Annotated in this window: 23 protein-coding genes; 16 read left to right on the top strand and 7 right to left on the bottom strand. The window is 61.5% G+C overall.

The window, feature by feature from the left end; translation table 11 throughout:
• Positions 1–7: 7 nt before the first annotated feature.
• The 4 genes from ACZRMH_RS07310 to ACZRMH_RS07295 form a co-directional block, all read right to left on the bottom strand.
• A complete protein-coding gene (locus ACZRMH_RS07310; protein WP_464012843.1) occupies positions 8–1,330 on the bottom strand; it encodes an AAA family ATPase in 1,323 nt (440 codons plus the stop codon).
• Positions 1,331–1,344: 14 nt separating this feature from the next.
• Positions 1,345–1,863: an A24 family peptidase gene (locus ACZRMH_RS07305; protein ID WP_464012842.1), complete on the bottom strand. Its 519-nt coding sequence runs from the start codon at positions 1,861–1,863 to the stop codon at positions 1,345–1,347.
• Positions 1,864–1,891: 28 nt separating this feature from the next.
• The gene (locus ACZRMH_RS07300; RefSeq protein WP_464012841.1) at positions 1,892–2,083 is read right to left on the bottom strand and encodes a Flp family type IVb pilin; all 192 of its coding nucleotides are present in this window, start codon (positions 2,081–2,083) and stop codon (positions 1,892–1,894) included.
• Positions 2,084–2,487: 404 nt separating this feature from the next.
• Complete coding sequence (locus tag ACZRMH_RS07295) at positions 2,488–2,679, bottom strand: Flp family type IVb pilin (protein ID WP_464012840.1); 192 nt, start codon at positions 2,677–2,679, stop codon at positions 2,488–2,490.
• A 242-nt stretch (positions 2,680–2,921) separates the two neighbouring features.
• On the opposite strand from ACZRMH_RS07295, the gene ACZRMH_RS07290 reads away from it, so the two are divergent.
• A complete protein-coding gene (locus ACZRMH_RS07290) occupies positions 2,922–3,785 on the top strand; it encodes a response regulator transcription factor (RefSeq protein WP_464012839.1) in 864 nt (287 codons plus the stop codon).
• A 141-nt stretch (positions 3,786–3,926) separates the two neighbouring features.
• Here ACZRMH_RS07290 and ACZRMH_RS07285 read toward each other — a convergent pair whose 3' ends face one another.
• From ACZRMH_RS07285 to ACZRMH_RS07275, 3 genes are read right to left on the bottom strand one after another with little or no spacing between them, the layout of a single operon-like run.
• The gene (locus ACZRMH_RS07285) at positions 3,927–5,300 is read right to left on the bottom strand and encodes an efflux transporter outer membrane subunit (protein ID WP_464012838.1); all 1,374 of its coding nucleotides are present in this window, start codon (positions 5,298–5,300) and stop codon (positions 3,927–3,929) included.
• Positions 5,297–8,443, bottom strand: coding sequence for an efflux RND transporter permease subunit (locus ACZRMH_RS07280; protein WP_464012837.1), 3,147 nt, complete (start codon positions 8,441–8,443; stop codon positions 5,297–5,299). Before ACZRMH_RS07280 ends, ACZRMH_RS07285 begins: the two co-directional genes overlap by 4 nt.
• Positions 8,444–8,445: 2 nt before the next feature.
• Positions 8,446–9,642 carry an efflux RND transporter periplasmic adaptor subunit gene (locus tag ACZRMH_RS07275; protein ID WP_464012836.1) on the bottom strand — a complete coding sequence of 399 codons (1,197 nt, stop codon included), beginning with the start codon at positions 9,640–9,642 and terminating at the stop codon, positions 8,446–8,448.
• A 138-nt stretch (positions 9,643–9,780) separates the two neighbouring features.
• Here ACZRMH_RS07275 and baeS point away from each other — a divergent pair, with 138 nt between their 5' ends.
• The 15 genes from baeS to ACZRMH_RS07200 all read left to right on the top strand — a co-directional run bounded on the left by baeS (position 9,781) and on the right by ACZRMH_RS07200 (position 25,477).
• A complete protein-coding gene (gene baeS / locus ACZRMH_RS07270; protein WP_464012835.1) occupies positions 9,781–11,166 on the top strand; it encodes a sensor histidine kinase efflux regulator BaeS in 1,386 nt (461 codons plus the stop codon).
• Positions 11,167–11,169: 3 nt separating this feature from the next.
• Positions 11,170–11,835, top strand: a complete 666-nt coding sequence (locus ACZRMH_RS07265) for a response regulator (RefSeq protein ID WP_464012834.1) — start codon at positions 11,170–11,172, stop codon at positions 11,833–11,835.
• 961 nt (positions 11,836–12,796) lie between these two features.
• Positions 12,797–13,633, top strand: a complete 837-nt coding sequence (locus ACZRMH_RS07260) for an ABC transporter ATP-binding protein (RefSeq protein ID WP_464012975.1) — start codon at positions 12,797–12,799, stop codon at positions 13,631–13,633.
• 38 nt (positions 13,634–13,671) lie between these two features.
• Positions 13,672–14,682, top strand: a complete 1,011-nt coding sequence (locus ACZRMH_RS07255; protein WP_464012833.1) for an ABC transporter substrate-binding protein — start codon at positions 13,672–13,674, stop codon at positions 14,680–14,682.
• Positions 14,683–14,700: 18 nt separating this feature from the next.
• On the top strand, positions 14,701–15,477 hold the full coding sequence (locus ACZRMH_RS07250) for an ABC transporter permease (protein WP_464012832.1): 777 nt from the start codon (positions 14,701–14,703) through the stop codon (positions 15,475–15,477).
• The gene (locus tag ACZRMH_RS07245) at positions 15,477–16,241 is read left to right on the top strand and encodes an SDR family oxidoreductase (RefSeq protein WP_464012974.1); all 765 of its coding nucleotides are present in this window, start codon (positions 15,477–15,479) and stop codon (positions 16,239–16,241) included. Before ACZRMH_RS07250 ends, ACZRMH_RS07245 begins: the two co-directional genes overlap by 1 nt.
• 13 nt (positions 16,242–16,254) lie before the next feature.
• The gene (locus ACZRMH_RS07240; RefSeq protein ID WP_464012831.1) at positions 16,255–16,794 is read left to right on the top strand and encodes a cupin domain-containing protein; all 540 of its coding nucleotides are present in this window, start codon (positions 16,255–16,257) and stop codon (positions 16,792–16,794) included.
• Between the two features lie 4 nt (positions 16,795–16,798).
• Positions 16,799–17,674, top strand: a complete 876-nt coding sequence (locus ACZRMH_RS07235; RefSeq protein WP_464012830.1) for an alpha/beta fold hydrolase — start codon at positions 16,799–16,801, stop codon at positions 17,672–17,674.
• Positions 17,671–18,507: an IclR family transcriptional regulator gene (locus ACZRMH_RS07230; RefSeq protein ID WP_464012829.1), complete on the top strand. Its 837-nt coding sequence runs from the start codon at positions 17,671–17,673 to the stop codon at positions 18,505–18,507. Before ACZRMH_RS07235 ends, ACZRMH_RS07230 begins: the two co-directional genes overlap by 4 nt.
• Before the next feature lies 1 nt (position 18,508).
• On the top strand, positions 18,509–19,306 hold the full coding sequence (locus tag ACZRMH_RS07225; protein WP_464012828.1) for an SDR family oxidoreductase: 798 nt from the start codon (positions 18,509–18,511) through the stop codon (positions 19,304–19,306).
• On the top strand, positions 19,299–20,981 hold the full coding sequence (locus ACZRMH_RS07220) for a thiamine pyrophosphate-binding protein (RefSeq protein ID WP_464012827.1): 1,683 nt from the start codon (positions 19,299–19,301) through the stop codon (positions 20,979–20,981). Before ACZRMH_RS07225 ends, ACZRMH_RS07220 begins: the two co-directional genes overlap by 8 nt.
• Before the next feature lie 10 nt (positions 20,982–20,991).
• Positions 20,992–21,795: an aspartate dehydrogenase gene (locus ACZRMH_RS07215; protein WP_464012826.1), complete on the top strand. Its 804-nt coding sequence runs from the start codon at positions 20,992–20,994 to the stop codon at positions 21,793–21,795.
• A 67-nt stretch (positions 21,796–21,862) separates the two neighbouring features.
• Positions 21,863–23,359, top strand: a complete 1,497-nt coding sequence (locus tag ACZRMH_RS07210) for an aldehyde dehydrogenase (RefSeq protein ID WP_464012825.1) — start codon at positions 21,863–21,865, stop codon at positions 23,357–23,359.
• Complete coding sequence (locus tag ACZRMH_RS07205) at positions 23,356–24,321, top strand: VOC family protein (RefSeq protein WP_464012824.1); 966 nt, start codon at positions 23,356–23,358, stop codon at positions 24,319–24,321. Before ACZRMH_RS07210 ends, ACZRMH_RS07205 begins: the two co-directional genes overlap by 4 nt.
• 13 nt (positions 24,322–24,334) lie before the next feature.
• Positions 24,335–25,477: an FAD-dependent monooxygenase gene (locus ACZRMH_RS07200; protein ID WP_464012823.1), complete on the top strand. Its 1,143-nt coding sequence runs from the start codon at positions 24,335–24,337 to the stop codon at positions 25,475–25,477.
• Positions 25,478–25,509: the final 32 nt, after the last annotated feature.

Here is a 25,509-nt window from a genome sequence, read left to right as displayed (position 1 = left end):
TCACTCCTTACCCAAGAAAATCGAGTTGGACGAAATAGTTGCGCCATGCCCACTCAAGTTCCTGAGTAGTCAGTGGCCCCGCCCCCTCCAGATAACGCTGGCGATCGCACGCCATATTCAAAAGATCCCGGGGATGACATGGCACCAGGGGCATGTTTTCGGCGCCATACAGGTCTCGCAGCACAAAACTGAGCAACATCGGGTCATAGGGGATGCCCAGTCGCTGCGTCTCTTGAATCCAGATTCGTTCGTATTCGCCGGGCTTGAGGTAGCCGAATTGCAGCTTGTAGCCAATGCGTCGCAAAAACGCTTCGTCGGCCAGTTCCAGCGGATTGAGGTTGGTGGAGAACACCAGGATCAGGTCGAACGGCAGCTCGCAATGGCGGCCACCGCCCAGGTTGAGGAAGTCGCGTCTCTCTTCCATGGGCACAATCCAGCGGTTCAACAATTCGCCCGGGGTCATGCGCTGGCGGCCCAGGTCGTCGATGATCAGCAGGCCGTTACTGGCCTTGAGTTGCAAAGGCGCCTGGTACTGACGGGTGTACGGGTCATAACGGACGTCCAGCTGCTCCATTGTCAGTTCACCGCCAGTGATCACGATGGGGCGTTCGCAACACAGCAGGCGACGGTCTATGCCTTCGTTGAGCATAAGGACGTTCTGATGCTCGTCATCGCCCAGACGCCGGTGCACTTGAGGGTCAAAAATCTCGATGACTGATTCGTTGATCGCAATCGCATGGGGCACCCAGATTGCCTCGGCAAATAACCGGATCAAGCGACTGCTGACGTAGGTCTTGCCGGTACCCGCAGGCCCGTAAATCATGATGGCGCGGCCGGAGTTCAGGGCCACACCCAACTGATCGAGCATGCTTTGCGCCAGCACCATCGACCCAAAGCAATGGTGCATGTCATGGGCGCTGATACGGCCGTGGTGAATGGTCTGTAGCTTGAGCAGCGAGCGGTAAGCACTCACCGGATAAGGCGCTGCACCGATATAGCCACTGCGGGCCAGGGCATCGCGGGCACTGTTGCGGCCGCGCTCGGTCAGACCATAGCGCATGGCCTGACCCCCTGCCTGGCCAAGGACTTCGACGCGGCGGTCCTTGCGCAGAAAAGTGAGGATTTCTTCCATTACCGCACCGGTAAGCGCCAGTCGCGCTACCAGCTGCACCATGTCCAGCACGCCCGCATCATATAAATGCTTGCACACCAGATCACCGAGAAAATTGTCTGCCAATCCGGTTTCCAGGATTGTGCGTGGCTGTGGAGCCAGTTTCTGTACTGCTTCGCGTTCGTCGAGAGAAACACGGTTGCTGCTGATGGCGTACATGGTGTTCTCCTGAACTAGTGGCCCAAGGGCAGCCAAAAGACACTGGCCAAGGTGCCGAGCAAAACTGCGACCGAATAAGGGAAAGGTTTGCCGGCCACTTCATCCGCCGCGGGTGAAAAATAGGCCCGGGCTCTGAGCATCAACCAGTAGCGACCCAGGGTTTGCTGGACTTGGCCACGCACCAGCACAATCAACAATCCGCATGCACCGCCGGCGATCAGGCTGAAAAACGCAGCCCAAAGGGCGTCGTGGGGTGTGAGAAAAGCGCCGACCATGGCCATTAACTTGACGTCCCCGGCCGCCATGCCGCCTACCGCGTACATGGGCAGGAAAATCCCGAAACCGATCAGCATGCCCAGCAGTGAATGACCCAACCCGATAAAGCCTGCGGCCCAGGTCTGGCCAACCACTCCCAGCACCAGCCCCAGCAAAACCAGAAGGTTGGGAATGCGGTGATTGCGAAGATCGCTCACCACCGCAACTCCCAGCAGCCCTGATAGCAACGCAACAGCAACAATCTGTACCTCGCTCATGGCTGCACCCTCAACAGGAGACATGGTGTTAGCAGGTTGTACCCTTGACAGCGCATCCCAGACTGGTGATCGCTGTTTTCACATTGCCGCCCAGGGTGATAAATGCGGCGACAGCGCCCAGGGTTATCAGCCCGCCTGCCACTGCATATTCCACAATGGTCAGGCCGTCTTCGTCGTTGATAAACTTCACTACGGAAGTCTTGATTGATTGCAGGCTCATTTCGTCCACCTCACTCAATGTTTGATATCAAGAAGCAGGGCTGTTTGCGCTGCTTGATTGAATCTTAGCCAGTGCATTATTTGAGGGTTAGGAGATTTTTGCTGACTGTTAGGACTTTATTGCCGGGGCTGTAGATAGTTAAAAACAACAGGACCGGCGCAGACAACTGTCATTATATGCAAGCCGTACTACAACTAACTTACACGCAAAAAAACCGGCTTAAGGGTGCCGCGCTAGAGGGGACGTATAGCGCAACAGACTAAGCCGGGGGTTTCTTAGCAGGATTTAATCTTCACAGCCGTAAAGCAACGTCAATACTTGTGTACAGGTTCGTATCATGGGTGCTGCGCCCAGGCAGCCACCACAGCTAACAGGAGCCAGGCCCAGTGATCATTAGCCTTGCGTCAGCAGGTAGTACCCTTGATTGCACAGCCCAGACTGGTGATGGCGTCCTTGACGTTGCCGCCCAGGGTGACAAATGCTGCTACCGCCCCCAGGGTTACCAGGCCACCGGCCACGGCGTACTCGACAATGGTCAGGCCATCTTCATCATTAATGAAAGCCAGGACGGAAGTTTTAATGGTTTGCAAGTTCATTTTGTTCACCTCATTCGAGTGGCTTACCCAAAGCGATTACTTAATGCACCGCCTATTTGAAGGCTAGCCAGAGGCGGCCAGAGCCGTTAGGAGATTATTGTCGAACAGCAGGATTTTTTTGCACTAACCAAATAAAAAAAACATCAGTATCGGATCCAATTAACCGCACACTTACAACCACGCAACGATAATGATTCTATCTTTTAACCAGACAGCACATTACACAAGAAAGGATTAAGTGAATGAAATCCGAAGCTGTCAAAAAACCCCATCTTTTATGGTTCGACCTTACGCGCAACCAATCGACTGAAGAGCTGATACTGCCCTTCCGCTCGGCCTGCCACTGCCAGCTGGATACCCCCCGGGGCTGGGCCAGCAAACACCGCGAACCGGTGCCAGACATGATCTGCATGCATTTTGACTGCCCCGACCTGTCGGGGCTCAATCTGTTGCAGGAGATCAAATTCAAATCACCCTCCATCCCGATCACCATGTTTACCGTGCAGCACTCCGAAGAACTCGCGGTCTGGGCCATGCGTTCGCGGGTATGGGAATACGTGGTGCTGCCCCTGAGCGCGACCGAAATCAACCGTTACCTGAACGCCCTGGAGCAGTTGTGCGAACTGCGAAACGCCGCCGGGAACAGCAACAAGACGTTGCCGATCGAGCATGGCCCAGCCCTGCCCGACAGCATCCGCCTGACCACCGACCACCAGAAACACAACGCGCTGCACAATGTACTGCAGTACATCGACCAGCATTACTGCGAAAGCATCGACCAGAAAGACCTGGCCAAGCGCTGCGGCATGACCACCTTCCGCTTCAGCCGCCTGTTCAAGGAAGTCTACGGGCTGGGTTTTATGGACTACGTACTGGGCAAGCGCATGGACAGCGCCAAGGACCTGCTCGACAACAGCCAGATGCCCATTACCAGCATCGGCTACGAGGTCGGGTTCAAAGACCCCTCCTACTTCGCCCGCGCGTTCAAGCAGTACGCAGGCTGCACCCCTAGCGAGTATCGCCAGATACGTCGCAATGAAGTGCCCGTCGCCGATGACGTGCTCACCCAGGTTATCGATAGCCTGGCGCGCAGCGCCGAAGGCTAAAGCCCTCAGCGTTACATAGGGTGTGAAAAACCTGTAGCCGTGGGAACGAGCCTGCTCGTGAAGGTCGTTCGCGAGCAGGCTCGCCCCCACGATAGGGCTTGACCTGCAACAGAGTATCTACAGGTTTTTGCATTCCTGCGCTCAGTTCCAGCCACCACCCAACACCTTGTACAAGGTCACCCGGTTGCTCTGCTCGGCCAGGCGCAGGGTAATCAGGTCCTGCTCGGCGCTGTACAGCGAACGCTGCGACACCAGGGCTTCGAGGAAGCTCTGCGAGCCGCCCCGGTACAGCGCATCCGACAGCTCGTAGCTCTTGCGGCTGGCATCGGTCAATGCCTGCTGCGCCGTCAGGCGCTGGTCCAGGGTGCTGCGTACCGCCAGTGCATCGGCCACTTCCTTGAACGCGGTCTGCAAGGTCAGTTGGTAAGTCTGCACTTGGATCTCGCGCTCCCTTTTGGCTGAGTCCAGCGTAGCCCGATTACTGCCGGCGTCGAAGATTGGCAGGCTGATGCTCGGGGCAAAGCTCCACGCGCCACTGCCGGCCTTGAACAGGCTCGACAGGCTGGTGCTGGCCGAACCGGCACCGGCAGTCAGGGTAATGCTGGGGAAAAACGCCGCTCGCGCCGCGCCGATATCGATATTGGCCGACTGCAGCGTGTGCTCGGCGGCGAGTACGTCCGGGCGGCGCTGCAACAACGTTGACGGCAACTCGGCGGGCACTTGCACCAGCATCGCCGCCGATTCCAGGCTTTCACCCGGCAGCAGGTTGTCCGGGATCTCGCTGCCCACCAGCAGGGTCAGGGCATTCTGATCTTGCAGCACCTGGCTGGCGTACTCGGCCACATCGACCCGTGCCGACTCTACGGTGGTTTGCGCTTCAGACACCGCCAGCCCCGATGAACCGCCCAAACCATGGCTGCGCTGGGTCAGTTCGTAGGTGGACTGCTGGCTGGCCAGGGTTTCCTGCGCCAGCTTGAGGCGTTCGTTGTCCGCCGCCAACGTCAGCCACGCGGTGCCCACTTCGGCGACCAGGCTGATCTGCGTACTGCGCCGGGTTTCGGTCAGCGCCAGATACGATTGCAGTGCTTCGTCCTGAAGGTTTTTGACCCGCCCGAACACATCCACTTCGTAGCTACTCAGTCCCAGTTCGGCGCTGTAGCTGTGACTGGTGCTGCTGTTGGTCCGGCTGGAACTGCCGCTGACACTGGCGTCGATTCCCGGAAACGACGCCGCCCGCTGGATACGGTATTGCGCCTGGGCCTTTTCGATATTCAGGCTGGCCACCCGCAGATCGCGGTTGTTGGCCAGTGCCAGGGTTTGCAACTGCGCCAGGCGCGAGTCGGTGAAAAACTGCTGCCACTGAATATCAGCCGCCACCTGCCCTTTGGGCGTAGCGGTGCCCGGCAGCCATTGTGCGGCCACCGGTGCTTGCGGGCGCTGGTATTCAGGCGCCAGATTGATACAGCCGCCCAGCAGCACGAAAGCGGCCAGCAATGGCCAACGAAAACCCATCATGCTTCACCTGTACGGTCAGTGGTGGTAGATGCATGCGCCTGCGGTACACGACTGAAACGGCGGCGGATCATCACGAAAAACAGCGGAACAAAGAAGATCCCCAGCACGGTGGCGCTGAACATGCCGCCCAGCACCCCGGTACCGATGGCCTGTCGCCCGGCAGACCCCGCACCCGTGCTCAGGGCCAGGGGCAGCACACCGAACATGAAGGCCAGGGATGTCATCAAAATCGGCCGCAACCGCTGGCGCACGGCGATCAGGGTGGCGTCAACCAGGCTGTTGCCCTGCTCTTGCAGGTGCTTGGCGAATTCGACGATCAGAATTGCGTTTTTCGCCGCCAGCCCCACGGTGGTCAACAGCCCCACCTGGAAGTACACGTCATTGCTCAAGCCGGTGAAACGGGTGGCCAGCACCGCGCCCACCACGCCCAGCGGTACCACCAGCATCACCGAGAACGGCACCGACCAGCTCTCGTAGAGCGCCGCCAGGCACAGGAACACAAACAGCACCGAAATCCCGTACAGCAGCGGCGCCTGCGAGCCCGACAGACGCAGTTGATACGATTGCCCGGTCCACTCGTAGCTGATGCCCTCGGGCAATTGCTTGATGATCGACTCTACGGCGTCCATCGCCACCCCGGAACTCACCCCCGGTGCCGGATCGCCCACCACCTCCAGTGAGGAACTACCGTTGTAGCGTTCCAGCAGCGGCGAGCCGTAGCTCCACGAACTGCTGGCGAACGACGAGAACGGCACCATTTCATCGTTGCTGTTGCGCACAAACCAGTGATCCAGATCGGCCGCCTGCATGCGCGCCGACGCCTCGCCCTGCACATAGACCTTTTTCACCCGGCCCTGATTGAGGAAGTCATTGACGTAAGTACCGCCCAGGGCCGTGGACAAGGTGGCGTTGATATCGCTGGTGGTCAGGCTCAGTGCCCCGGCCTTGCGGTCATCGATGCTGACCTTGAGTTGCGGCGTGTCGTCCAGGCCGTTGCTGCGAACGCCCTGCAGGCGCGGGTCCTGGCTGGCCAACTGGATAAACTGTTCGCGGGCAGCCACCAGGGCTTCGTGCCCTAGCCCGGCGAGATCCTTGAGTTGCAGGTCAAACCCCGAACTCTGCCCCAGTCCGCGCACGGCAGGCGGTTGCATGACAAACACATTGGCATCGCCGATGCTCGACAGCGCACGGGTGGCACGCTGGGCGATTGCGGCCGAATCCTGCCCGGCACCGCTGCGTTCGCTCCAGTCCTTGAGGCGGATAAAGGCCCGCGCCGAGTTCTGGCTGTTACCGCCCATGCCCAGCCCGGAAATACTGATCATCGCCTCAACCTCTGGTTGCTCAAGCATGTAGCTCTCGAACTGCTTGAGCACCGCCTGGGTGCGATCGTCAGTGGCGCCTACCGGCAATTGCACCTGCGCCATAAGAATGCCCTGATCTTCATCGGGCAAAAACGAGGTGGGCAACTTGGCGTAGCCCACCGCCATGGCCGCAACCACCAGCGCATAGATCACCAGGCTGCGCCCGCCCCGGCGCAAAATGCCGCCCACCCGCTTTTCATAAGCCGCGGCACTGCGCTCGAAACTACGGTTGAACCAGCCAAAAAAACCGCTCTGCGGGCCATGGCCCTTACCGTCAACCGGTTTGAGCAACGTTGCGCACAAGGCCGGAGTCAGGGTCATGGCCACCAGCACCGACAGCACCATGGCCGAGACAATGGTCACGGAAAACTGCCGGTAGATAATCCCCGTTGAACCGCTGAAAAACGCCATGGGAATAAACACTGCGCTCAGCACCAGGGCGATGCCGATCAGGGCGCTGGTGATCTCATCCATTGATTGGCGCGTGGCTTCCAGCGGCGACAAGCCCTTCTCGCTCATCACCCGCTCGACGTTTTCCACCACCACAATGGCGTCATCCACCAACAGACCGATGGCCAGGACCATCGCAAACATGGTCAGGGTGTTGATCGAATAGCCGAATATGGCCAGCACCCCGAAGGTGCCCAGCAACACCACCGGCACGGTAATCGCGGGGATCAGCGTGGCGCGAAAATTCTGCAGGAACAAAAACATGATCAGCACCACCAGCACGATGGCCTCGCCCAGTGACTTGACCACCTCTTCGATGGACAGGCTGACAAAGGGCGTGGTGTCGTAGGCGATCACGTTCTTGAGCTGCATTTCACTGGGGTAGTAAGGCTCCAGTTCGGCAAGCTTGGCCTTGACCGCTTCACCGACCTGCAGCGCATTGGCGCCCGTGGCCAGTTGTACGCCCATGGCCGCTGCCGGCTTGCCGTTGAGGGCCGAGTTGACGTCATAACTGTCACTGCCCAGCTCGACCGTGGCCACATCACCGAGCAACACGACGGCGCCGGTGCTGGTGGACTTGACCACCACATTGCGAAACTCTTCGGCGGTCTGCAGTTTGCTGCGCGCACTGATGGTGGCATTGAGTTGCTGGCTGGCCACGGCGGGCAAGGCACCCAACTGCCCGGCCGACACTTCGGTGTTTTGCGCCTCCAGGGCGGTGGTCACATCCGATGGCATCAGCGAATATTTTTGCAGCAGCGCCGGGTCCAGCCAAATGCGCATGGCATAACCCGAGCCGAGCGTCTTGACCTCGCCCACGCCGTCGATACGGCTGATCGAGTCGAGCAAGGTGCTGGAGATATAGTCACCGATCTGGGTGCCGGTAACGCTCGGGTTATCCGACGCCAGGGCCGCAATCATCAAGAAGTCCGAGCCGCCCTTGGTCACGGTCAGGCCTTCACTTTGCACCGATGCCGGCAGGCGCGACTCCACCTGCTGGAGTTTGTTCTGCACCTGCATCTGCGCCACGTCGGGATCAGTGCCAGCCTCAAAGGTGAGGTTGATACTGGCGCTGCCTGCCGAGCTGCTGGAGGCCGACATATAGGTCAGTTTGTCGATGCCGGTCATCTGCTGCTCGATCACCTGGGTCACCGAGTCCTCCACCGTCTTGGCCGATGCGCCGGTGTAGGTGGCGGCGATTTTCACCGTGGGCGGCGCGATATCCGGGTACTGCTCAAGGGGCAATTGGGTAATCGACATGGCCCCGGCCAGCATGATCACGATGGCGATCACCCACGCGAAAATCGGTCGATCAATAAAGAAACGCGCCATGCTCAACCCTCCTGCGCAATGGCAGTGGGTGCGGCACGGGTCGGCAACGGCCGGGTTTGACTGTTCTGCGCCAGTACTTCGTTGCCCACTCGCACTTTTTGCCCGCCTTCGACAATCACCTGGTCACCGGCATTCAGGCCGGCGGTCACCCACCACTGATTGCCCACGGCACGGTCAATGCTCACCACACGCTGCTCGACCTTGCCATCGACCACCACCAGCACCGAGGTCACGCCACTGGCGCTGCGGGTCACGGCTTTTTGCGGGATCAGGATGGCCTTGTCATCGGTGGCCTGGTCCAGCACGGCACGCACGTACATGCCCGGCAACAACAGGTGATCGGGGTTGGGGAACACGGCACGCAAGGTGACGGTGCCGGTCCCTTCAGTGACCGTTACGCCACTGACCTTGAGGCTGCCGGCGTGGTTATAGGTGCTGCCATCATCCAGTTTGAGCAGCACCGGCGCCTCAATCGCGCTGCTGCCCTGCAGGGCTCCGCTGGCCAGGTCGCGCTTGAGACGCAGCAGCTCGGTGGTCGATTGCGTCACGTCGACATAGATCGGGTCCAGTTGCTGCACGGTGGTCAGCGCGGTGTCCTGGCTGGCGACCACCAGCGCGCCGGGGGTCACCGTCGACGTTTCAATGCGGCCACTGAGCGGCGAACTGATCCGCGTATAAGCCAGATTGATGCGTGCCGTCTCGACATCGGCCAACGCCACTTGCACATCGGCCTGGGCCGTTTGCAGCGCAACCTGGGCGTCTTCGTTGTCTTGCTGGCTGATGGCATCAATCTTCGCCAGCTGCGCATCGCGCCGGGCGGTGGACTGCGCGGACTTGAGGGTAGCGCGGGCCTTGGCGGCGGTGGCCTGCATCTGCGCCAGGGCAGCCTTGTACGGCGCCGCGTCAATTTGATACAGCGCCTGCCCGGCCTTGACCTCAGCACCTTCGACAAACAGACGCTGCTGCACGATGCCCCCCACCTGCGGGCGGATCTGGGCAACCATAAAGGCCTGGGTGCGACCGGCCAGCTCGGTGGTCAAAGCCTGACGCTGCGGTTGCACCGTCAGCACTGACACCTTGGGTTTTTCGGCGACAGGAGCGGAGTCCCCTGCCGAGCAGCCGCTCAGCACAAAAAGAACCAGCAAGGACACAACAACAGCGGCGGTTACCAGGGATTTGGTAAACAGTTTGATCGACATGGCGGCCTCTACAAGACAGTTGGCTGATGTCATGGTGCGAGGCAAATGTGCAGGAAAATTGAAGATTGCCCGCAAGCCTTGAATCTTCCCCGGCGCAGGGCCTAAATGAACGGGCCATTTCGCCAGTAAGCCGAGCCGATGAAACTGAGTATCTCCACCAAACTGTTTATCGCCGTTCTGGCCAGCGTGCTGTTCGTGATCCTGAGCATGGGCCTGGCCACCAGTTGGAGCTTCACCAGGGGGTTTCTCGGCTATCTCAATGAACAGGCGCTGGAGCGCATGGAGTCTGTGCAACCGCGCATGGTCAGTGCCTGGCAGCGCGAAGGCAGTTGGGAATTCTTGCGCCACAACCCGGAGCGCTGGTTTCAGCTGATGCGGCCAGACGCAGGGGACGAACCCAAACGCGGCGATCTTAAAAACCCGCTGCCATCGGACCTGACCGGCGCGCTATTTCGCATCGCCCTGCTCGACCAGGACAAAAAACGCGTTACCGGCTATCCCTCGATTGGCGATGACGCCCTGCTGCGGCCGATTGACGTCAATGGCAAAACCGTCGGCTGGCTGGCCGTGACCCCGTTCCAGAGCGTGACCGAGGCCGGTGGCGAGCGGTTCCAGCAATATCAATTGCAAACCAGCCTAGGCATGGGGGTTCTCTCGCTGCTGCTGGCCATGCTGATTGCCTGGTGGATTGCCCGCACCCTGCTCGACCCGGTCAAGCGCGTGGCTGCCGCCACCCACAAACTGGCCACCGGGGAATACAGCAACCGGGTAGCCGTATCGTCCAATGACGAAGTCGGCCAGCTGGCCCGCGACTTCAATCAGCTGGCCTACACCCTTGAGCGCAACGAAAAAATGCGCCGTGAATTCATGGCCGATGTCTCCCACGAACTGCGCACGCCGCTGTCGATTCTGCGCGGTGAACTGGAAGCCATCGAGGACGGCGTGCGCACCCTTGATCACAGCTCGATGAAGTCACTGCAAGGCGAAGTCGGCATGCTCAGCAAACTGGTGGACGACCTGTATGAGCTGTCACTGGCCGATGTGGGTGCCCTGACCTACCGCAAAAGCCAATGCGACCTCAACGACCTGCTGCAGACCTCGGTGGCCATGTACCAGGAACGCTGCAATGCGGCCGGCTTGCGGGTTGAACTGCGCCTGCCATCCTCACCGCTGCTGCTGGAGGCCGATGCCAAGCGCCTGCAACAGCTGTTTGGCAACCTGCTGGAAAACGCCGTGCGCTACACCGATGCCGGCGGCATGCTGCTGATCAGCGCCGCCCTTGAAGATGAACACATACGGGTCAACTTTATGGACTCCAGCCCTGGCGTCGATCCCCAGCAATTGCCCCGTCTGTTCGAGCGCTTCTATCGCGGTGAGGCCTCGCGCAATCGCGCCAGTGGTGGAGCCGGCCTGGGACTGGCGATCTGTCACAGCATCGTACTGGCCCACGGCGGCAACCTGACGGCCGACCACTCACCCATGGGCGGCCTGTGGCTCAGCCTGCGCCTGCCGCGCAAGGTGTAAACCATGGACACCATTCTGATCGTTGAAGATGAACCCAAACTGGCCGCGTTGATGCACGACTACCTGAGCCTCGCCGGGTACGCCGTGCATTGCCTGGACAACGGCCTGGACGTGGTGCCGTGGGTGCGCAGCCATGCGCCGAGGTTGATCCTGCTGGACCTGATGCTGCCGGGGCGCGACGGCCTGGACATCTGCAGGGAACTGCGCAGTTTCAGCGCGGTGCCGGTGATCATGATCACCGCCCGGGTTGAAGAAGTGGACCGCCTGCTAGGGCTGGACCTGGGTGCTGACGACTATATCTGCAAGCCGTTCAGCCCGCGTGAAGTGGTGGCCCGGGTCAAGGCCATCCTGCGCCGCAGCACGCAGTTCGAGCAGGTGGCCCAGGCCCGCCTGCAGATCGACGAAGCGCAGTATCGCGCCTCATTCGACGGCGTGGCGCTGGACCTGACGCCCGTAGAGCTGCGCCTGCTCAACACCTTCGCCCGCGCCCCGGGGCGAGTATTTTCCCGTGACCAGTTGCTGGACAAACTCTACTCCGACCACCGCGTGGTCACCGACCGCACGGTCGACAGCCATATCCGCAACCTGCGTCGCAAACTGGCCCAGGCCAGCCCCGGACAAGACCCGATCCAGTCGCTGTATGGCGTGGGGTACAAGCTGGAGCTGTAATGCCATCCTGTGGGAGCCGGCTTGCCTGCGATACAAGCGATGCAGTGTTTGAGTTAAACCGCGTCGATGCCATCGCGGGCAAGCCCGCTCCCACAATAAAGCGACTTATCCGATCAGCGCGGACCGCCGTGCTGGCCACCGCCATGCCCACCTCCACCGCCGTAACCACCACCCCCGCCGCCAGGAGGCATAAACATCCAGCAACCGGACAAGGCCGACACTACGACTGCTACGACAACTGCTTTGACAACAGACTTCAACTTCATGACCGGACGCTCAACTTCAAGGGGAAAAAACGCCGCCCTTATAGCAGCGTCTGGCGGGAGTGAAGCGAAGGTTTACCGAACTTTACATGCACCGGTTGTAGTCGTTGACGAGTGGAACGAGGCTGCGATCGAGCGCGGAGCGGTCGCAAACCCGGTAAGCGCGACCTTCCAGAGATCGGGGTTGTACCTGAATGACCGGATTAAATGGCTTTACGACTGCTGCGCAGCCGATCGCAGCCTCGCGGAGCGAGTCAACGACTACCGTTTTCGCAACTGCATGATTACCAAATAGCCCCCAGGTGGGCCACCTCGGGGCGCAGTGCTTTTGATCTGCCCGCGCCCACAGAAACACAAGAGCTAGCGCTCACTTAGGCGAACAGTACTGAGATTTAAAAAAGCCTTGTTTCACTCTTAAAACAAATCGCCGAATTTGGGCGTTTTTCCGTTACTTCCCGAAGCACCACTTTCTGACAAATTCCTCTTCACGGCTCTGAAAATGGGCAATTTTGTGCCAGACCGGAAACGTTGTTTCACATATAAAACACGCCTAAAAACTCAGCAAATATACAACTCTCTGATTAATAAACATTTTAAAACACAAAATCCATTCCGTAACACTTTGGCATTGTTCATGCACTAAACGCCGTATCACCTATAAAACAGACCAGAGACCCTTCCCAATGGCTGTGAAAGAGATGTACGCCGTGACGCCGCAATGGAATAACTCCGCTCCCAAGGAAGATTTGGAGCCCACCGAAATTGAATTCCGCAATGTCGGAAAGTGCTTCCCGGCCAAGGGAAAGACCGAGGCCCCCTTCGCAATCCGCGAGGTCAATTTCAAGATTCGCCGTGGCGAAGTGGTGTCGATCATCGGCCCCTCCGGCTGCGGTAAAAGCACCATCCTGAATATGGGCTCCGGCCTCTATCGCCCCACCGAAGGCGAAGTCTTCGTCGGCGGTGAGGCAGTCACCGGCCCGGTGCGTCAGGTGGCCTTTATGCTGCAAAAAGACCTGTTGATGCCGTGGCGCAGTATCCGCCGCAATGTCGAGCTGGGCCTGGAAATCCAGGGTGTAGCGGCGGCCAAACGCCAGGCGGTGGCCAAGGATCTGCTCGATCGCTGCCATTTGCACGGCTTTGCCGACCACTACCCCTTCCAGCTGTCGGGTGGCATGCGCCAACGTGCAGCCCTGGCCCGCACCCTGGCCGTCGACCCGCAGGTGCTGTTTCTCGATGAGCCGTTTTCGGCGCTGGATGCGCAAACCAAGATGATCCTGCAACAGGACATGGCGCGCATGTTGTTCGATGAAAAGAAAACCGCCCTGTTCATCACCCATGACCTGATCGAAGCCATCGCCATGTCCGATCGCCTGCTGGTCATGAGCGCCCGCCCCGGCACCATTATCGAAGAAATCAGCATCGACCTGCCGTTTCGCGACAACCCGCTGGAGCGCCGCAAACTGCCGCAAATCGGCCCGCTGGTAGGCCGCCTGATGGAGTTGCTGCAGGTCGGCGCCGACACCGAACTGCATTGATCACGCCCTGCCGTCCCCCACCTGCTTGAGGAGTCCGCATGTTCAAGTCTGTGTTCCATCGTTTTAGCCAGGCCAGCGCACTTGCCCTGGGCCTTGGCCTGGCCTTCGCCGCCCAGGCGCAGCCCACCGACGTGACCTATCTGTTGCCCGCGCCGCCGAACCTGCCAGCGTTCGCACCCTGGATCATCGCCAAGGAAAAGGGCTACTACGCCGCCCAGAATCTGAACATGAAGTTCATCGCTGCCAAAGGCGGTGTGGATGTGGCCAAGCAGATTGGCGCCGGTAACGCCATGCTCGGCGGCGCCATCGGCGATACCCCGATCGTGGTGCGGGCCAACGGTATCCCCGTGCGCGCCGTGGCCGTGCTGGGCGCAGGCGGGGTGACAATGATCGCAACCAATGCCGCGGACAACATCAATTCGGTGGCCGACCTCAAGGGCAAGACCATGACCGTGATGTCCTACTCGGACACCACCTACTACGCCCTGCTCGCCACACTGCGCAAAGCCGGCCTGAGCAAGACCGATGTCAATATTCAGGCCGCAGGCCCGGCCGGGGTCTGGCAGTTGTTCACCGCCAACAAGGCCCAGGCCATGGCCGGTGTGCCGGACTGGGTGGTGCAGGCCCAAGAGGCTGGTTTGAAGGTCAAGCTGATCCCGCAAGAACAGATCTTCGAAAGCATGGCCCAGTCGATCATCGCATCCGATGACGCCATCAAAAACCACCCGCAGATTGTGCGTGGCACGGTGCAGGCCACCCTGCAAGGCATGCGCGACATTATCCAGGACCCGCGCGGCGCGGCCGTGACCTTCGCCAAAGCCGTTCCGGCCTACGCAGGCAAGCAAGACGAGCTGGAGAAAATCTTCAAGCTGTATGTCGAGCACGTGTATGCCAACCAGCCCGTCCTGGGCCGCATCGACCCGGCGCGACTGGAAACGGTGCGCCAGTTCTATGTCAGCGAAGGCATCGTCACCCGCGAACCCGCGCTCGACGAGCTGTACACCAACCAGTTCATCGACAGCCAACCGCCGCGCAATGACGGCCAGTGACAACAAGGTACCGATACGATGAAAAACCTTAACCACTCCGTGTTCGGCAGCGTCGCCCTGCTGCTCCTGTTTCTGCTGCTCTGGCAATGGGGCCCGGGCCTGCTGGGCATGCCCGAATTCGTTATGCCCAAGCTCAGCCGCGTAGCCCAGGAAGGCGTGCTGATGTGGCAGACCGGCGGCCTGCTGCAGCACACCCTGATCACTGCTTTCGAGATCGTCGTCGGCTTCGCTCTGGGCGCACTGCTCGGCGTGGCCATCGGAGTGTCGCTGGGGTTGTCGCCCAGCGCCGAAGCCATGCTCTCGCCGTACATCCTGGCGCTGCAAATCGCCCCGAAAGTGGCCTTCGCCCCGCTGTTCGTGATGTGGCTGGGCTACACCATTTACCCAAAGATTCTGATCGCGATCCTGATCGTGTTTTTCCCGGTGATGATCAACGTGCTGTCGGCCATCCGCACCGTTGACCCGGACATGATCAACCTGGTGCGCACCATGAGCGCCAGCCGCTGGCAGATCTTCCGCCTGGTGGAATTTCCGTCGGCCATGGCCGCACTGTTCTCCGGCCTGCGCATTGCTTCGACCCTGGCCGTGATCGGCGTCACCGTCGGTGAACTGGTGGGTGGTAACCAGGGCCTGGGTTTCCTGCTGGTGGACGCCGAGGGCCAGGGCAATACCGCGGGGGTTTTCGTCGCCATCGTCATGCTCACCGTGATCGGCGTGCTGGCTTACGGCGCCGTGGTCTGGGCCGAGAAACGGGTGCTGCATTACATGCCTAAAGCCATGCTGAGTACCCAATGATGAACGCGCACAAGTCGTTACTTGAAGGGCGCCGGGTGCTGGTCACCGGCGGTGCCCGTGGGCTGGGCCTGGCCTTTGCCCGGGCCATCGGCCAGGCCGGGGCTCGGGTGGTGATCGCCGATATTCTCGCTGAGCGCGTGCAGCAATCGGCGGCTGAACTAAGCGCCGAAGGCCTCAGCGTTTATGGCGTGACGGTAGATCTGGCGCAGCCCGCTTCGATCGATGCCTGCGTAGCTGAAACCGTGCGTTTGCTGGGAGGCCTGGACGGGCTGGTGAACAACGCTTCGATCACCAATTCCGGCGGCAAGACGTGCGAAGAGCTGCATATCGATACCTGGGATCAGGTCATGCAGGTCAACGTGCGCGGCACCTGGCTGATGACCAAAGCCTGCCTGCCCGCCCTGCGCAACAGCGGCCAGGGCGCGGTGGTCAACCTGGCCTCGGACACCCCGCTGTGGGGCGCGCCAAACCTGCTGGCCTATGTCGCCAGCAAGGGCGCAATCATCGCCATGACCCGCAGCCTGGCTCGCGAACTGGGCACCGACAACATCACGGTCAACGCCATCGCCCCCGGCCTGGTGCTGGTCGAAGCCACGGCCTATGTACCCGAAGCACGCCACCGTTTGTACAACGACCGTCGGGCCATCCAGCGCCCGCAATTGCCCGAGGACGTCAGCGGCGCCGTGCTGTTCGCGCTGTCCGACCTTGCCCGCTTTATCACTGGACAAACCCTGCCGGTCAACGGCGGGTTCGTCATGCCTTGAACCGGAGACAGCCATGACCGATCTATCTGCACAACAAGACACGCCAAAAAGCTGGGAACAACCTGCCGGCAGCGACCTCGCCAGTTGGATGAAAACCCGTATTGCCCGCTACGAAACGCGCCAGTACGACTGGAACGCGCTGAAGTTCCAGGCTGACTACGACCCCAAGTTCCGCCGGGCACAAATGCGCTATATCGGCACTGGCGGCACCGGCATCAGCACCGACATGAACACCATCCCGTCGGAGAACTTCACCTTTTCGACCATGGTGATTCCCGCCGGTCACGAAGGCCCGCCGCATCTGCACACCGACGTTGAAGAGGTGTTTTTCGTACTGCGCGGCACCCTCAAGGTGGTAATCGAAAAGGACGGCGAGCGCTTCGAAACCATCCTCACCGACCGCGACGTGATTTCCGTGCCGCCGGGCGTGTACCGCGAAGAGATCAATATCGGCGATGAAGATGCGCTGATGTGCGTGATGCTCGGCGCGAAAAAGCCGCTGACCCCGACTTACCCGCCAGAGCACCCTCTGGCCTCGATCAAGCGCGGATAACGCCATGCTGCTCGCCACCACCGACCCACTCGTCACTGACCTTGAGGCACGCCTGGCGAAAAACTTCCCCCTGCGCACGCTGGACGTCGCAGGCGGGCGTCAGGCCCTGCGTGAATGCGGCAGCGGACCGGCCATTGTGCTGTTGCACGGCATTGGCTCGGGCTCTGCGTCGTGGCTGGCGGTGGCGCAGTTGCTCGGCCAGCGCGTGCGGGTGATTGCCTGGGATGCCCCCGGCTATGGAGAGTCCACACCACTGCGCTCATTGGCCCCGGATGCCTCGGACTACGCCGAGCGCCTGTGCCAGATGCTCGATGCACTGCAGGTGCGCCGCTGTGTGCTGGTGGGCCACTCGCTAGGTGCAATCACCGCCACGGCCTTCGCCAGCGGCGCACAGCAACAGCGCGTCAGCCGCCTGGTGTTGATCAGCCCGGCGCAAGGCTATGGCCATCCATCCCGGCAGATTCAAGGCCAGGCCGTGCGCAAAAAACGCCTGGCCGACATTGAGCATCCCGGCATTCAGGCCATGGCCGAACAACGCAGTGCCTACATGCTTTCACCCGGCGCCAGCCCAAGGGATCACGCCTGGGTGCGCTGGAACATGGCGCGGCTTGACCCCGAGGGTTATCGCCAGGCAATCGAGCTGCTGTGCGGTGATGACCTGCTGCGCCACCCGCCGCTGTCGATGCCCTGCGAGGTGCATTGCGGCGACGCCGACGGCATCACCCCGCCCGACAGCTGCCGGATGCTGGCCCGGACGTTAGGCGCCAGCTTCAGCCTGATTGACGGCGCCGGCCATGCCAGCCCTATCGAACAACCTTATGCGGTGGCAGGCCGACTGGGCATTGCCATCAAACAACCCCTGACAGGTGCATCGCTATGACAGATACAGAACTGCCCAAGGACGCTCAGGACAAATACATCGTGCCGGGCCTGGAGCGTGGCCTGCTGTTGCTGTGCGAGTTCACGCGCAGCAACCGCACCCTGACCGCGCCGGAGCTGGCTCGCCGTCTGGCCCTGCCGCGCTCGACGATTTTCCGCCTGCTGACCACCCTCGAAACCATGGGTTTCGTCACCCGCAGCGGTAATGAATACCGCCTCGGCATGTCAGTGCTGCGCCTGGGCTTCGAGTACCTGGCCTCGCTGGAGCTGACCGAGCTGGGCCAACCGCTGCTGGCGCGCTTGTGCGACCGGGTCAACTACCCGAGCAATCTGGTGGTACGCGATGGTCGCTCGATCGTGTATGTGGCCAAGGTCTCGCCACCGTCGGTGTTCTCCAGCGCCGTCAACGTCGGCACCCGCCTGCCCGCCCACGCCACCGTGCTGGGGCGCATCCTGCTCGAAGACCTGTCGCTGAGCGAACTGCGCGAGCTGTTCCCCGAAGATCACCTTGAGCAGCACTCGCCCTGCACGCCGAAAAACGCCCTGGAGCTGTTCGACATGGTGCAGGCCGACCGCCAGCGCGGCTTTGTCAGCGGCGAAGGCTTTTTCGAATCGTCGATCTCCACCGTGGCCGCTCCGGTGCGCGACGGGTCGAGCAAGATTGTCGCCGCCCTGGGGGTGACCGTGCCCACCGCGCAGATTGCCCACGTCAACTTCAACGAGTTGCTCCTGCAAGTGCGTCGCAGCGCCGACGAGCTGTCGCGGTTGCTCAACTACAACAGCGGTGCGGCCAACGACGGCCACAACCGTGTCACCGCCTTGATGAGGGATTGAGATGAGCCTTTATCAACTGCAAGGTAGCACCGCGATTGTCACGGGCGGTTCTTCGGGCATTGGCCTGGCCTGTGTCGAACTGCTGCTTGAAGCCGGTGCCGCCGTGGCCTTGTGCGGACGTAACGAAGAGCGCCTGCGTAACGCTGAAAGCGCCTTGCGCCAACGCTTCCCCGATGCACGCCTGCTGGCCCATGTGTGCAATGTGCTGGATACCGAATCGGTAAAGGCCTTTGCCGCCGCAAGCCTGGCAGCGCTTGGCCCGGCCACCAGCCTGATCAACAACGCCGGTCAGGGCCGGGTGTCGACCTTTGCCGACACCACCGACAGCGCCTGGACCGAAGAGTTGAACCTGAAGTTTTTCTCGGTGATCAACCCGGTCCACGCCTTTATGAGCCAACTGCAAAGCCAGCCCGACGCCGCCATCGTCTGCGTCAACTCGCTGCTGGCCAGCCAGCCGGAGCCGCATATGGTCGCCACCTCGGCGGCACGCGCCGGGGTGATGAACCTGGTGCGTTCAATGGCCACCGAGTTTGCCCCCAAGGGCATTCGGGTCAACGGCATCCTGATTGGCCTGGTCGAGTCCGGGCAATGGCGGCGCCGCTTCGAAGCCCGCGAAGAGCGCGAGCTGGACTGGTCACAGTGGACTGCCCGGCTGGCGCAACACAAACACATTCCCTTGGGGCGCCTGGGCCTGCCGCTTGAAGCGGCCCGCGCGATCCTGTTTTTGGCCTCGCCTCTGTCCTCGTACACCACAGGCAGCCATATCGATGTTTCTGGAGGTCTGTCCCGCCATGCGTAATGAAAATACCGTCACCGTTGGCGCCGCCATCACCGCGTTTCTGGAGCAGTGCGAGGTCAAGGCCGCGTTCGGCGTGATCTCCATCCACAACATGCCGATCCTCGATGCCTTCGCCGCACGGGGCAATATCCGCTTTGTCATGGCCCGGGGTGAAGCCGGGGCCACCAATATGGCCGATGCCTATGCCCGCACTACCGGCGGCCTGGGTGTGTGCCTGACCTCCACCGGCACCGCAGCGGGCAATGCCGCAGGGGCCATGGTCGAAGCGCTGACTGCGGGCACGCCGCTGCTGCATATCACCGGGCAGATCGAAACGCCGTATCTGGACCAGGACTTCGCCTATATCCACGAAGCCCGCGACCAGTTGACCATGCTCAAGGCCGTGTCCAAGGCTGCGTTCCGCGTGCGCAGCGTCGAGACCGCGATCAGCACCCTGAAACTGGCCGTGCAAACCGCCCTCACTGCCCCTACCGGGCCGGTCAGCGTCGAGATTCCGATCGATATCCAGTCGACCTTTATCCCCATGCCCACCGACCTGTCGCCATTGCCGATTGCGGTGGCCGTGCCGTCGCCCGAAGCGCTGGACCTGGTGGCCGAGCGACTGGCCAGCGCCACCCGTCCGCTGCTGTGGCTCGGCGGCGGGGCGCGACATGCCGGGGCGCAAGTCAAACGCCTGCTGGAGATGGGCGTGGGGGTGATCACGTCGACCCAGGGCCGTGGTGTGGTCAACGAAAACGACGAACGCTGCCTGGGTGCCTTTTCGCAAAACAAACGGGTCGAGCAGTTTCTGCAAAGCTGCGACGCGCTGCTGATTGCCGGTTCCCGTTTGCGCAGCAACGAAACGTTCAAATACGCGCTGAAGCTGCCACGCAACACCCTGCGTATCGATGCCAACCCGGCCATCGAAGGGCGCAGCTACAACAGCGAACTGTTTATCTGCGGTGATGCGGCGCTGGCCCTCGATGGTCTGGCCGATCGCTTGCAAGGCCGCCTGCAGATAGACCCGACCTTCCTCGCCGACCTCAAGGCCGTGCGCGAACAGTCGCGCACTCAGTTGATCGCTGATCTGGGACCGTACTCGGCGATGGTCGAGCAGTTGCAGGGCATGACCGGGCGCAACTTTTCCTGGGTCCGCGACGTGACCCTGTCCAACAGCATCTGGGGCAACCGCCTGCTGACCCTGTTCCACCCGCGTTCGGGGGTGCATGCACTGGGTGGTGGTATTGGCCAGGGCATGCCGATGGCCATTGGCGCGGCGGTTGCGGCGGCCGAAACCGACCCTTCGCGCAAGGTCTTCGCCCTGGCCGGTGACGGCGGCTTCATCCTTAACCTGGGTGAGCTGGCGACCCTGGTGCAGGAAAAGGCCAATGTGGTGATCCTGCTGATGAATGACCAGCGTTATGGCGTGATCCGCAATATCCAGGACGCGGTGTATGGCAGCCGCCACTGCTACGTTGACCTGCATACCCCGGACTACTCCATGCTCGCCGAGTCGCTGAACCTGCGCCACGGGCTGGTCACCGATCTGAAGGATTTCGGCGGCGTGGTCGAGGCTGCCCTGGCGCAGCCCGGGCCGTTCCTGCTGGAAGTCGACATGCTCAGCGTCGGCAGCTTTGCCACCCAGTTCGCCGGTCCGCCCAACAGCGAAACCAAAGCGCAAAAAGCCACGGCCTGAGGATTGACTCATGTTGCATATCACCATGGTTGGCTGCGGCGCGATTGGCGTCGGCGTACTCGAACTGCTGCAGAACGATGCACAGATGCGGGTTGACTGCGTGATCGCCTCAAGCGGTTCCGAAGATCTGGTGCGCCAGCGTCTGGCGGGGTTCAAGCAACCACCCCGGGTGCTGAACGCATTGCCGGCCGATGCGCGCCCCGACCTGCTGGTCGAGTGCGCCGGCCACCGCGCCATCGAAGAGCATGTGCTGCCAGCGCTGGAGCGTGGCATCCCGTGCCTGATTGTCTCGGTGGGGGCGTTGTCCGAAGTCGGCCTGGTGGAGCGCCTGGAAGCGGCGGCCGAGCGTGGCCAGACCTATATCCAGTTGCTGCCTGGCGCCATCGGCGGCATTGACGCCCTGTCGGCAGCCAAGGTCGGCGGGCTGGATGCGGTCAGCTACACCGGGCGCAAACCGGCGCAAGCCTGGAAAAACACCCCGGCCGAGCAGGTCTGCGACCTGGACAGTATCAGCGAAGCTACGGTGATTTTTCAGGGCAGTGCCCGCGAGGCCGCGCGGCTTTATCCAAAAAACGCCAACGTCGCCGCCACCCTGTCCCTGGCCGGGCTGGGGCTTGACCGCACCCTGGTGACCCTGATTGCCGACCCGTGCAGCGAAGAGAACGTGCATCACTTCGAAGCCCGTGGAGCCTTTGGCGGTTTTGAAATGAGCCTGCGCGGCAAACCGCTGCTGGCCAACCCGAAAACCTCGGCGCTGACCGTTTACAGCGTAGTGCGCGCCCTGGGCAACCACGCGCATGTGATTTCGATATGAGCCTTTATGGGCACCAGAACACCTGTGGGAGCGGGCTTGCCGCTAACGACTTACAGCTGAGGCATTTATGACGCTCGAACAAACTCTACCCATCTGCATTGCCGGCCAATGGCGCAGCGGCCGCGGTGAGCGCTACGCCACCTGCTACCCGGCCACTGGCGCAGCAGTTGCCTGGCTCAATGCAGCCAGCGTCGAAGACGTGGAAGACGCCGTGCAAGGCGCCCACCAGGCATTCCTGCACAGCGGCTGGGCGCAGCGCAAACCCCACGAGCGGGCCACTGTGCTGTATCGCATTGCCCAGCTGATCCGCGAACGCAGCGAAGAACTGGCACAGTTGCAGCGCCAGGACAACGGCAAACCGATCAGCGAAACCCGCGCACTGGTCGCCAGCGCAGCCGGTACCTTCCAGTTTTTTGCCTCAGCCTGCGAAACCCTCGAAGAAACCATCACCCCGTCGCGCGGTGATTTCGTCACCATGAGCGTCTACGAGCCCATGGGTGTAATCGCCGCAATCACGCCATGGAACTCGCCGATTGCCAGCGAAGCGCAAAAGGTCGCGCCAGCCCTGGCCGCCGGTAATGCGGTGGTGATCAAGCCGGCGGAAATCACCCCGCTGATGGCCCTGCAACTGGCCCGCATCTGCGAAGAAGCGGGCCTGCCCAAAGGCCTGCTCAGCGTGCTGCCGGGCAAGGGTTCGCTGCTGGGTGATGCGCTCACCCGCCACCCGCTGGTCAAGCGCGTGTCGTTTACCGGCGGGACCAAAACCGGCAAACATATTGCCCATATCGCCGCTGACAAGATGATGCCGGTGTCGCTGGAGCTGGGTGGCAAGTCGCCGACCATCGTGCTCGATGACGCCGACCTCGATCACGCTGTGGCCGGGGTGCTGTACGGTATTTTCAGCTCTTCGGGCGAAGCCTGTATTGCCGGGTCACGCCTGTTTGTTGCCCGTGCCCTGTACCAGCCGTTTATGGCGCGGCTGGTGGCAGCCGCCGCCCAATTGCGGGTCGGTGATCCTGCCGATGAGCGCACGCAAATGGGACCGCTGATCAGCGCCGCGCACCGCGAATCGGTTGAGCGCTACGTCGCCCTCGGGCTGGCCGAAGGGGGCCGCCTGCTGCTGGGGGGCAAGCGCTTGCAAGGCGGCGTTTATGACCAGGGTTACTTCTACCCGCCGACCATTCTCGAAGGCCTGGGCAACCACCAGCAAGTCTGTCAGGAAGAGATTTTCGGCCCGGTGCTGGTGGCCATCCCGTTCGATGACGAAGCGCAATTGCTGGAGCAGGCCAACGACAGCCTGTACGCCCTCGCTGCCGGTATCTGGACCCGCGACTACAAGCGCGCCTGGGCGCTGGGACGAAAAATCCAGGCCGGTACGGTGTGGATCAACACCTACAAGCAGTTCTCGATTTCCACCCCGTTCGGCGGCTGGCGTGACAGCGGCCTGGGCCGGGAAAAAGGCCGCCTCGGCATCCTGCAGTACATGGAACAGAAAAGCCTCTACTGGGGCATGAATGAACAACCGCTGGCCTGGGCCGGTACGGCAAATGAAGGTGGGTTATGAGCGTTTTAGGCATTGATGAAGTCACCTACGGTGTCGAGGATCTGGACACCTGTGCACGTTTTTTCAGCGACTGGGGCCTGAGCAAAGTCAGCGAACAGGCCGATGAGGTGATCTTTGAAACCCTCAACGGCTGCCGTGTGGTGCTGGCCGATATCAACAAGGCTGGCCTGCCGCCTGCCATCGAAGCCGGCTCGACCGTGCGCGAAGTGGTATGGGGCGTGGCCAGCGCTGCAGACCTGGCGCTGTACAGCCAGCGCATCGCCAACGACCCCGGTTTTGTCGAAAGCAATGGCCGCATCGGCTGCACCGACCCCAATGGCCTGGCCATCCGCCTGCAAGTGACCCGCAAGCGCGAACTGGAGATCGAGTGCAGCGGCCACAACACCTGGCAGACCAAGGGCCGGATCAACAAGGCTGCACCGATCTACGAGCGCGCCACGCCGATTGAAGTCGGCCATGTGGTGTTTTTCGTCAAGGACGTCAATGCCTGCGAAGCCTTCTACCACGATCGCTTTGGCTTCCAGGCCTCGGACCGCTACCCGGATCGCGGGGCGTTTTTGCGCACCGCTGAAGAAGGCGGTCACCACGACCTGTTTATGCTGCAACTGCCCGCGCCGCGCGCCGGTTTGAACCACGTTGCGTTCACCGTACGTGACGTGCACGAAGTGTTCGGCGGCGGCATGCATATCTCACGCAGCGGCTGGGCCACCGAAATTGGCCCGGGTCGCCACCCGGTGTCTTCGGCGTTCTTCTGGTACTTCAAAAACCCGGCGGGTGCGCTGGTGGAGTACTACGCCGACGAAGACCAGCTCACAGGCGAGTGGCAGCCACGAGCCTTCGAGCCCGGGCCCACAATGTTTGCCGAATGGGCCATCGCGGGGGGCATCGATGGCCATACCCGCCGCCAGCAACATGTAGAAGCGCCGCAAGGCAAGTTCCTCACCGACAAACCGAAACCCTGAACAGGAGTCGCCCATGTCTTCATTGAATATCGCCATTGCCGGTGCCGGGATCGGCGGCCTGACCGCCGCCATTGCCTTGCAGCGCGCCGGTCACAACGTCACCGTATTCGAGCAGTCCAAAGCCTTTTTGCGCGTCGGTGCCGATATCAACCTGACCCCCAATGCCGTGCGTGCCCTCGACGGCCTCGGTGTCGGCGCGGCAGTGCGCATCCCTGCTGCCCGCCCCACCCACCGTATCAGCCGTATGTGGGACAGCGGCGAAGAAACCTCGCGCCTGGAAATGGCCGATACCGCCGAACAGAAATACGGCGCGCCGCAATTGACCATCCACCGCGCCGATTTGCTGGCGGCACTGGCCGATGTGTTCCCCACTGAAAACGTGCAGTTCGGCAAACGTGCCGAGCAAGTGGTGCAGACCGGGCAAGGTATCGAACTGCATTTCAAGGATGGCAGCACTCATGTCACCGACCTGCTGATCGGCGCCGATGGTATCCACTCAGTGGTGCGCAAGGCATTGTTCGGTGATGAGCAGCCGCGCTTTACCGGCGTGGTCGCTTATCGCGCCGTGGTACCCGTCGAAAGCGTGGCCCATGTGCCGAATATTCAAGCCTTCACCAAATGGTGGGGCCCCAACCCGCAAAGCCAGATCGTAACCTTCCCGCTGAATCAGGGTCGCGACATTTTTATCTTCGCCACCACCGCACAAGACAGCTGGCATGAAGAGTCCTGGACCAGCGCTGGCGATGCCGACGAGTTGCGCAGCCACTATCAGGACTTCCACCCCGATGCCCGCGCCCTGCTCGATGCCTGCAGCGAGGTGCTCAAGACCGCGCTGTACGAGCGCGATCCGCTGCCGTTCTGGTCCCAGGGCGCTATGACCCTGCTGGGCGACGCCTGCCATCCGATGATGCCGTTTATGGCCCAGGGTGCTGGCCAGGCCATCGAGGATGCGGTGGTGCTCGCCCGCCATCTGCAAGACCTGCCGGGTACGGCACAAATTGCCGATGCCCTGCTCGCCTATCAAAACGCCCGCCTGCAACGCACCAGCCAGATCCAGATCGGTTCGCGGGGCAATCAATGGCTCAAGGACGGCGGCAATGCCGACTGGGTGTATGCCTATGACGCCTGGACCGTGCCAACGCCAAGCGCAGCCTGAACCCGCCTACAGGTCTTCAAGGAAGTTAATGA

This window comes from Pseudomonas sp. B414 (assembly GCF_055408445.1).
The sequence above is the reverse complement of the archived record's forward strand: the minus strand, read 5'-3'. Positions and strand labels throughout refer to the sequence as shown.

Coding starts and splice junctions, on each gene's coding strand:
- ACZRMH_RS07310 (WP_464012843.1), bottom strand. CDS start 1,330: ATGTACGCCATCAGCAGCAACCGTGTTTCTCTCGACGAACGCGAAGCA.
- ACZRMH_RS07305 (WP_464012842.1), bottom strand. CDS start 1,863: ATGAGCGAGGTACAGATTGTTGCTGTTGCGTTGCTATCAGGGCTGCTG.
- ACZRMH_RS07300 (WP_464012841.1), bottom strand. CDS start 2,083: ATGAGCCTGCAATCAATCAAGACTTCCGTAGTGAAGTTTATCAACGAC.
- ACZRMH_RS07295 (WP_464012840.1), bottom strand. CDS start 2,679: ATGAACTTGCAAACCATTAAAACTTCCGTCCTGGCTTTCATTAATGAT.
- ACZRMH_RS07290 (WP_464012839.1), top strand. CDS start 2,922: ATGAAATCCGAAGCTGTCAAAAAACCCCATCTTTTATGGTTCGACCTT.
- ACZRMH_RS07285 (WP_464012838.1), bottom strand. CDS start 5,300: ATGATGGGTTTTCGTTGGCCATTGCTGGCCGCTTTCGTGCTGCTGGGC.
- ACZRMH_RS07280 (WP_464012837.1), bottom strand. CDS start 8,443: ATGGCGCGTTTCTTTATTGATCGACCGATTTTCGCGTGGGTGATCGCC.
- ACZRMH_RS07275 (WP_464012836.1), bottom strand. CDS start 9,642: ATGTCGATCAAACTGTTTACCAAATCCCTGGTAACCGCCGCTGTTGTT.
- baeS (WP_464012835.1), top strand. CDS start 9,781: ATGAAACTGAGTATCTCCACCAAACTGTTTATCGCCGTTCTGGCCAGC.
- ACZRMH_RS07265 (WP_464012834.1), top strand. CDS start 11,170: ATGGACACCATTCTGATCGTTGAAGATGAACCCAAACTGGCCGCGTTG.
- ACZRMH_RS07260 (WP_464012975.1), top strand. CDS start 12,797: ATGTACGCCGTGACGCCGCAATGGAATAACTCCGCTCCCAAGGAAGAT.
- ACZRMH_RS07255 (WP_464012833.1), top strand. CDS start 13,672: ATGTTCAAGTCTGTGTTCCATCGTTTTAGCCAGGCCAGCGCACTTGCC.
- ACZRMH_RS07250 (WP_464012832.1), top strand. CDS start 14,701: ATGAAAAACCTTAACCACTCCGTGTTCGGCAGCGTCGCCCTGCTGCTC.
- ACZRMH_RS07245 (WP_464012974.1), top strand. CDS start 15,477: ATGAACGCGCACAAGTCGTTACTTGAAGGGCGCCGGGTGCTGGTCACC.
- ACZRMH_RS07240 (WP_464012831.1), top strand. CDS start 16,255: ATGACCGATCTATCTGCACAACAAGACACGCCAAAAAGCTGGGAACAA.
- ACZRMH_RS07235 (WP_464012830.1), top strand. CDS start 16,799: ATGCTGCTCGCCACCACCGACCCACTCGTCACTGACCTTGAGGCACGC.
- ACZRMH_RS07230 (WP_464012829.1), top strand. CDS start 17,671: ATGACAGATACAGAACTGCCCAAGGACGCTCAGGACAAATACATCGTG.
- ACZRMH_RS07225 (WP_464012828.1), top strand. CDS start 18,509: ATGAGCCTTTATCAACTGCAAGGTAGCACCGCGATTGTCACGGGCGGT.
- ACZRMH_RS07220 (WP_464012827.1), top strand. CDS start 19,299: ATGCGTAATGAAAATACCGTCACCGTTGGCGCCGCCATCACCGCGTTT.
- ACZRMH_RS07215 (WP_464012826.1), top strand. CDS start 20,992: ATGTTGCATATCACCATGGTTGGCTGCGGCGCGATTGGCGTCGGCGTA.
- ACZRMH_RS07210 (WP_464012825.1), top strand. CDS start 21,863: ATGACGCTCGAACAAACTCTACCCATCTGCATTGCCGGCCAATGGCGC.
- ACZRMH_RS07205 (WP_464012824.1), top strand. CDS start 23,356: ATGAGCGTTTTAGGCATTGATGAAGTCACCTACGGTGTCGAGGATCTG.
- ACZRMH_RS07200 (WP_464012823.1), top strand. CDS start 24,335: ATGTCTTCATTGAATATCGCCATTGCCGGTGCCGGGATCGGCGGCCTG.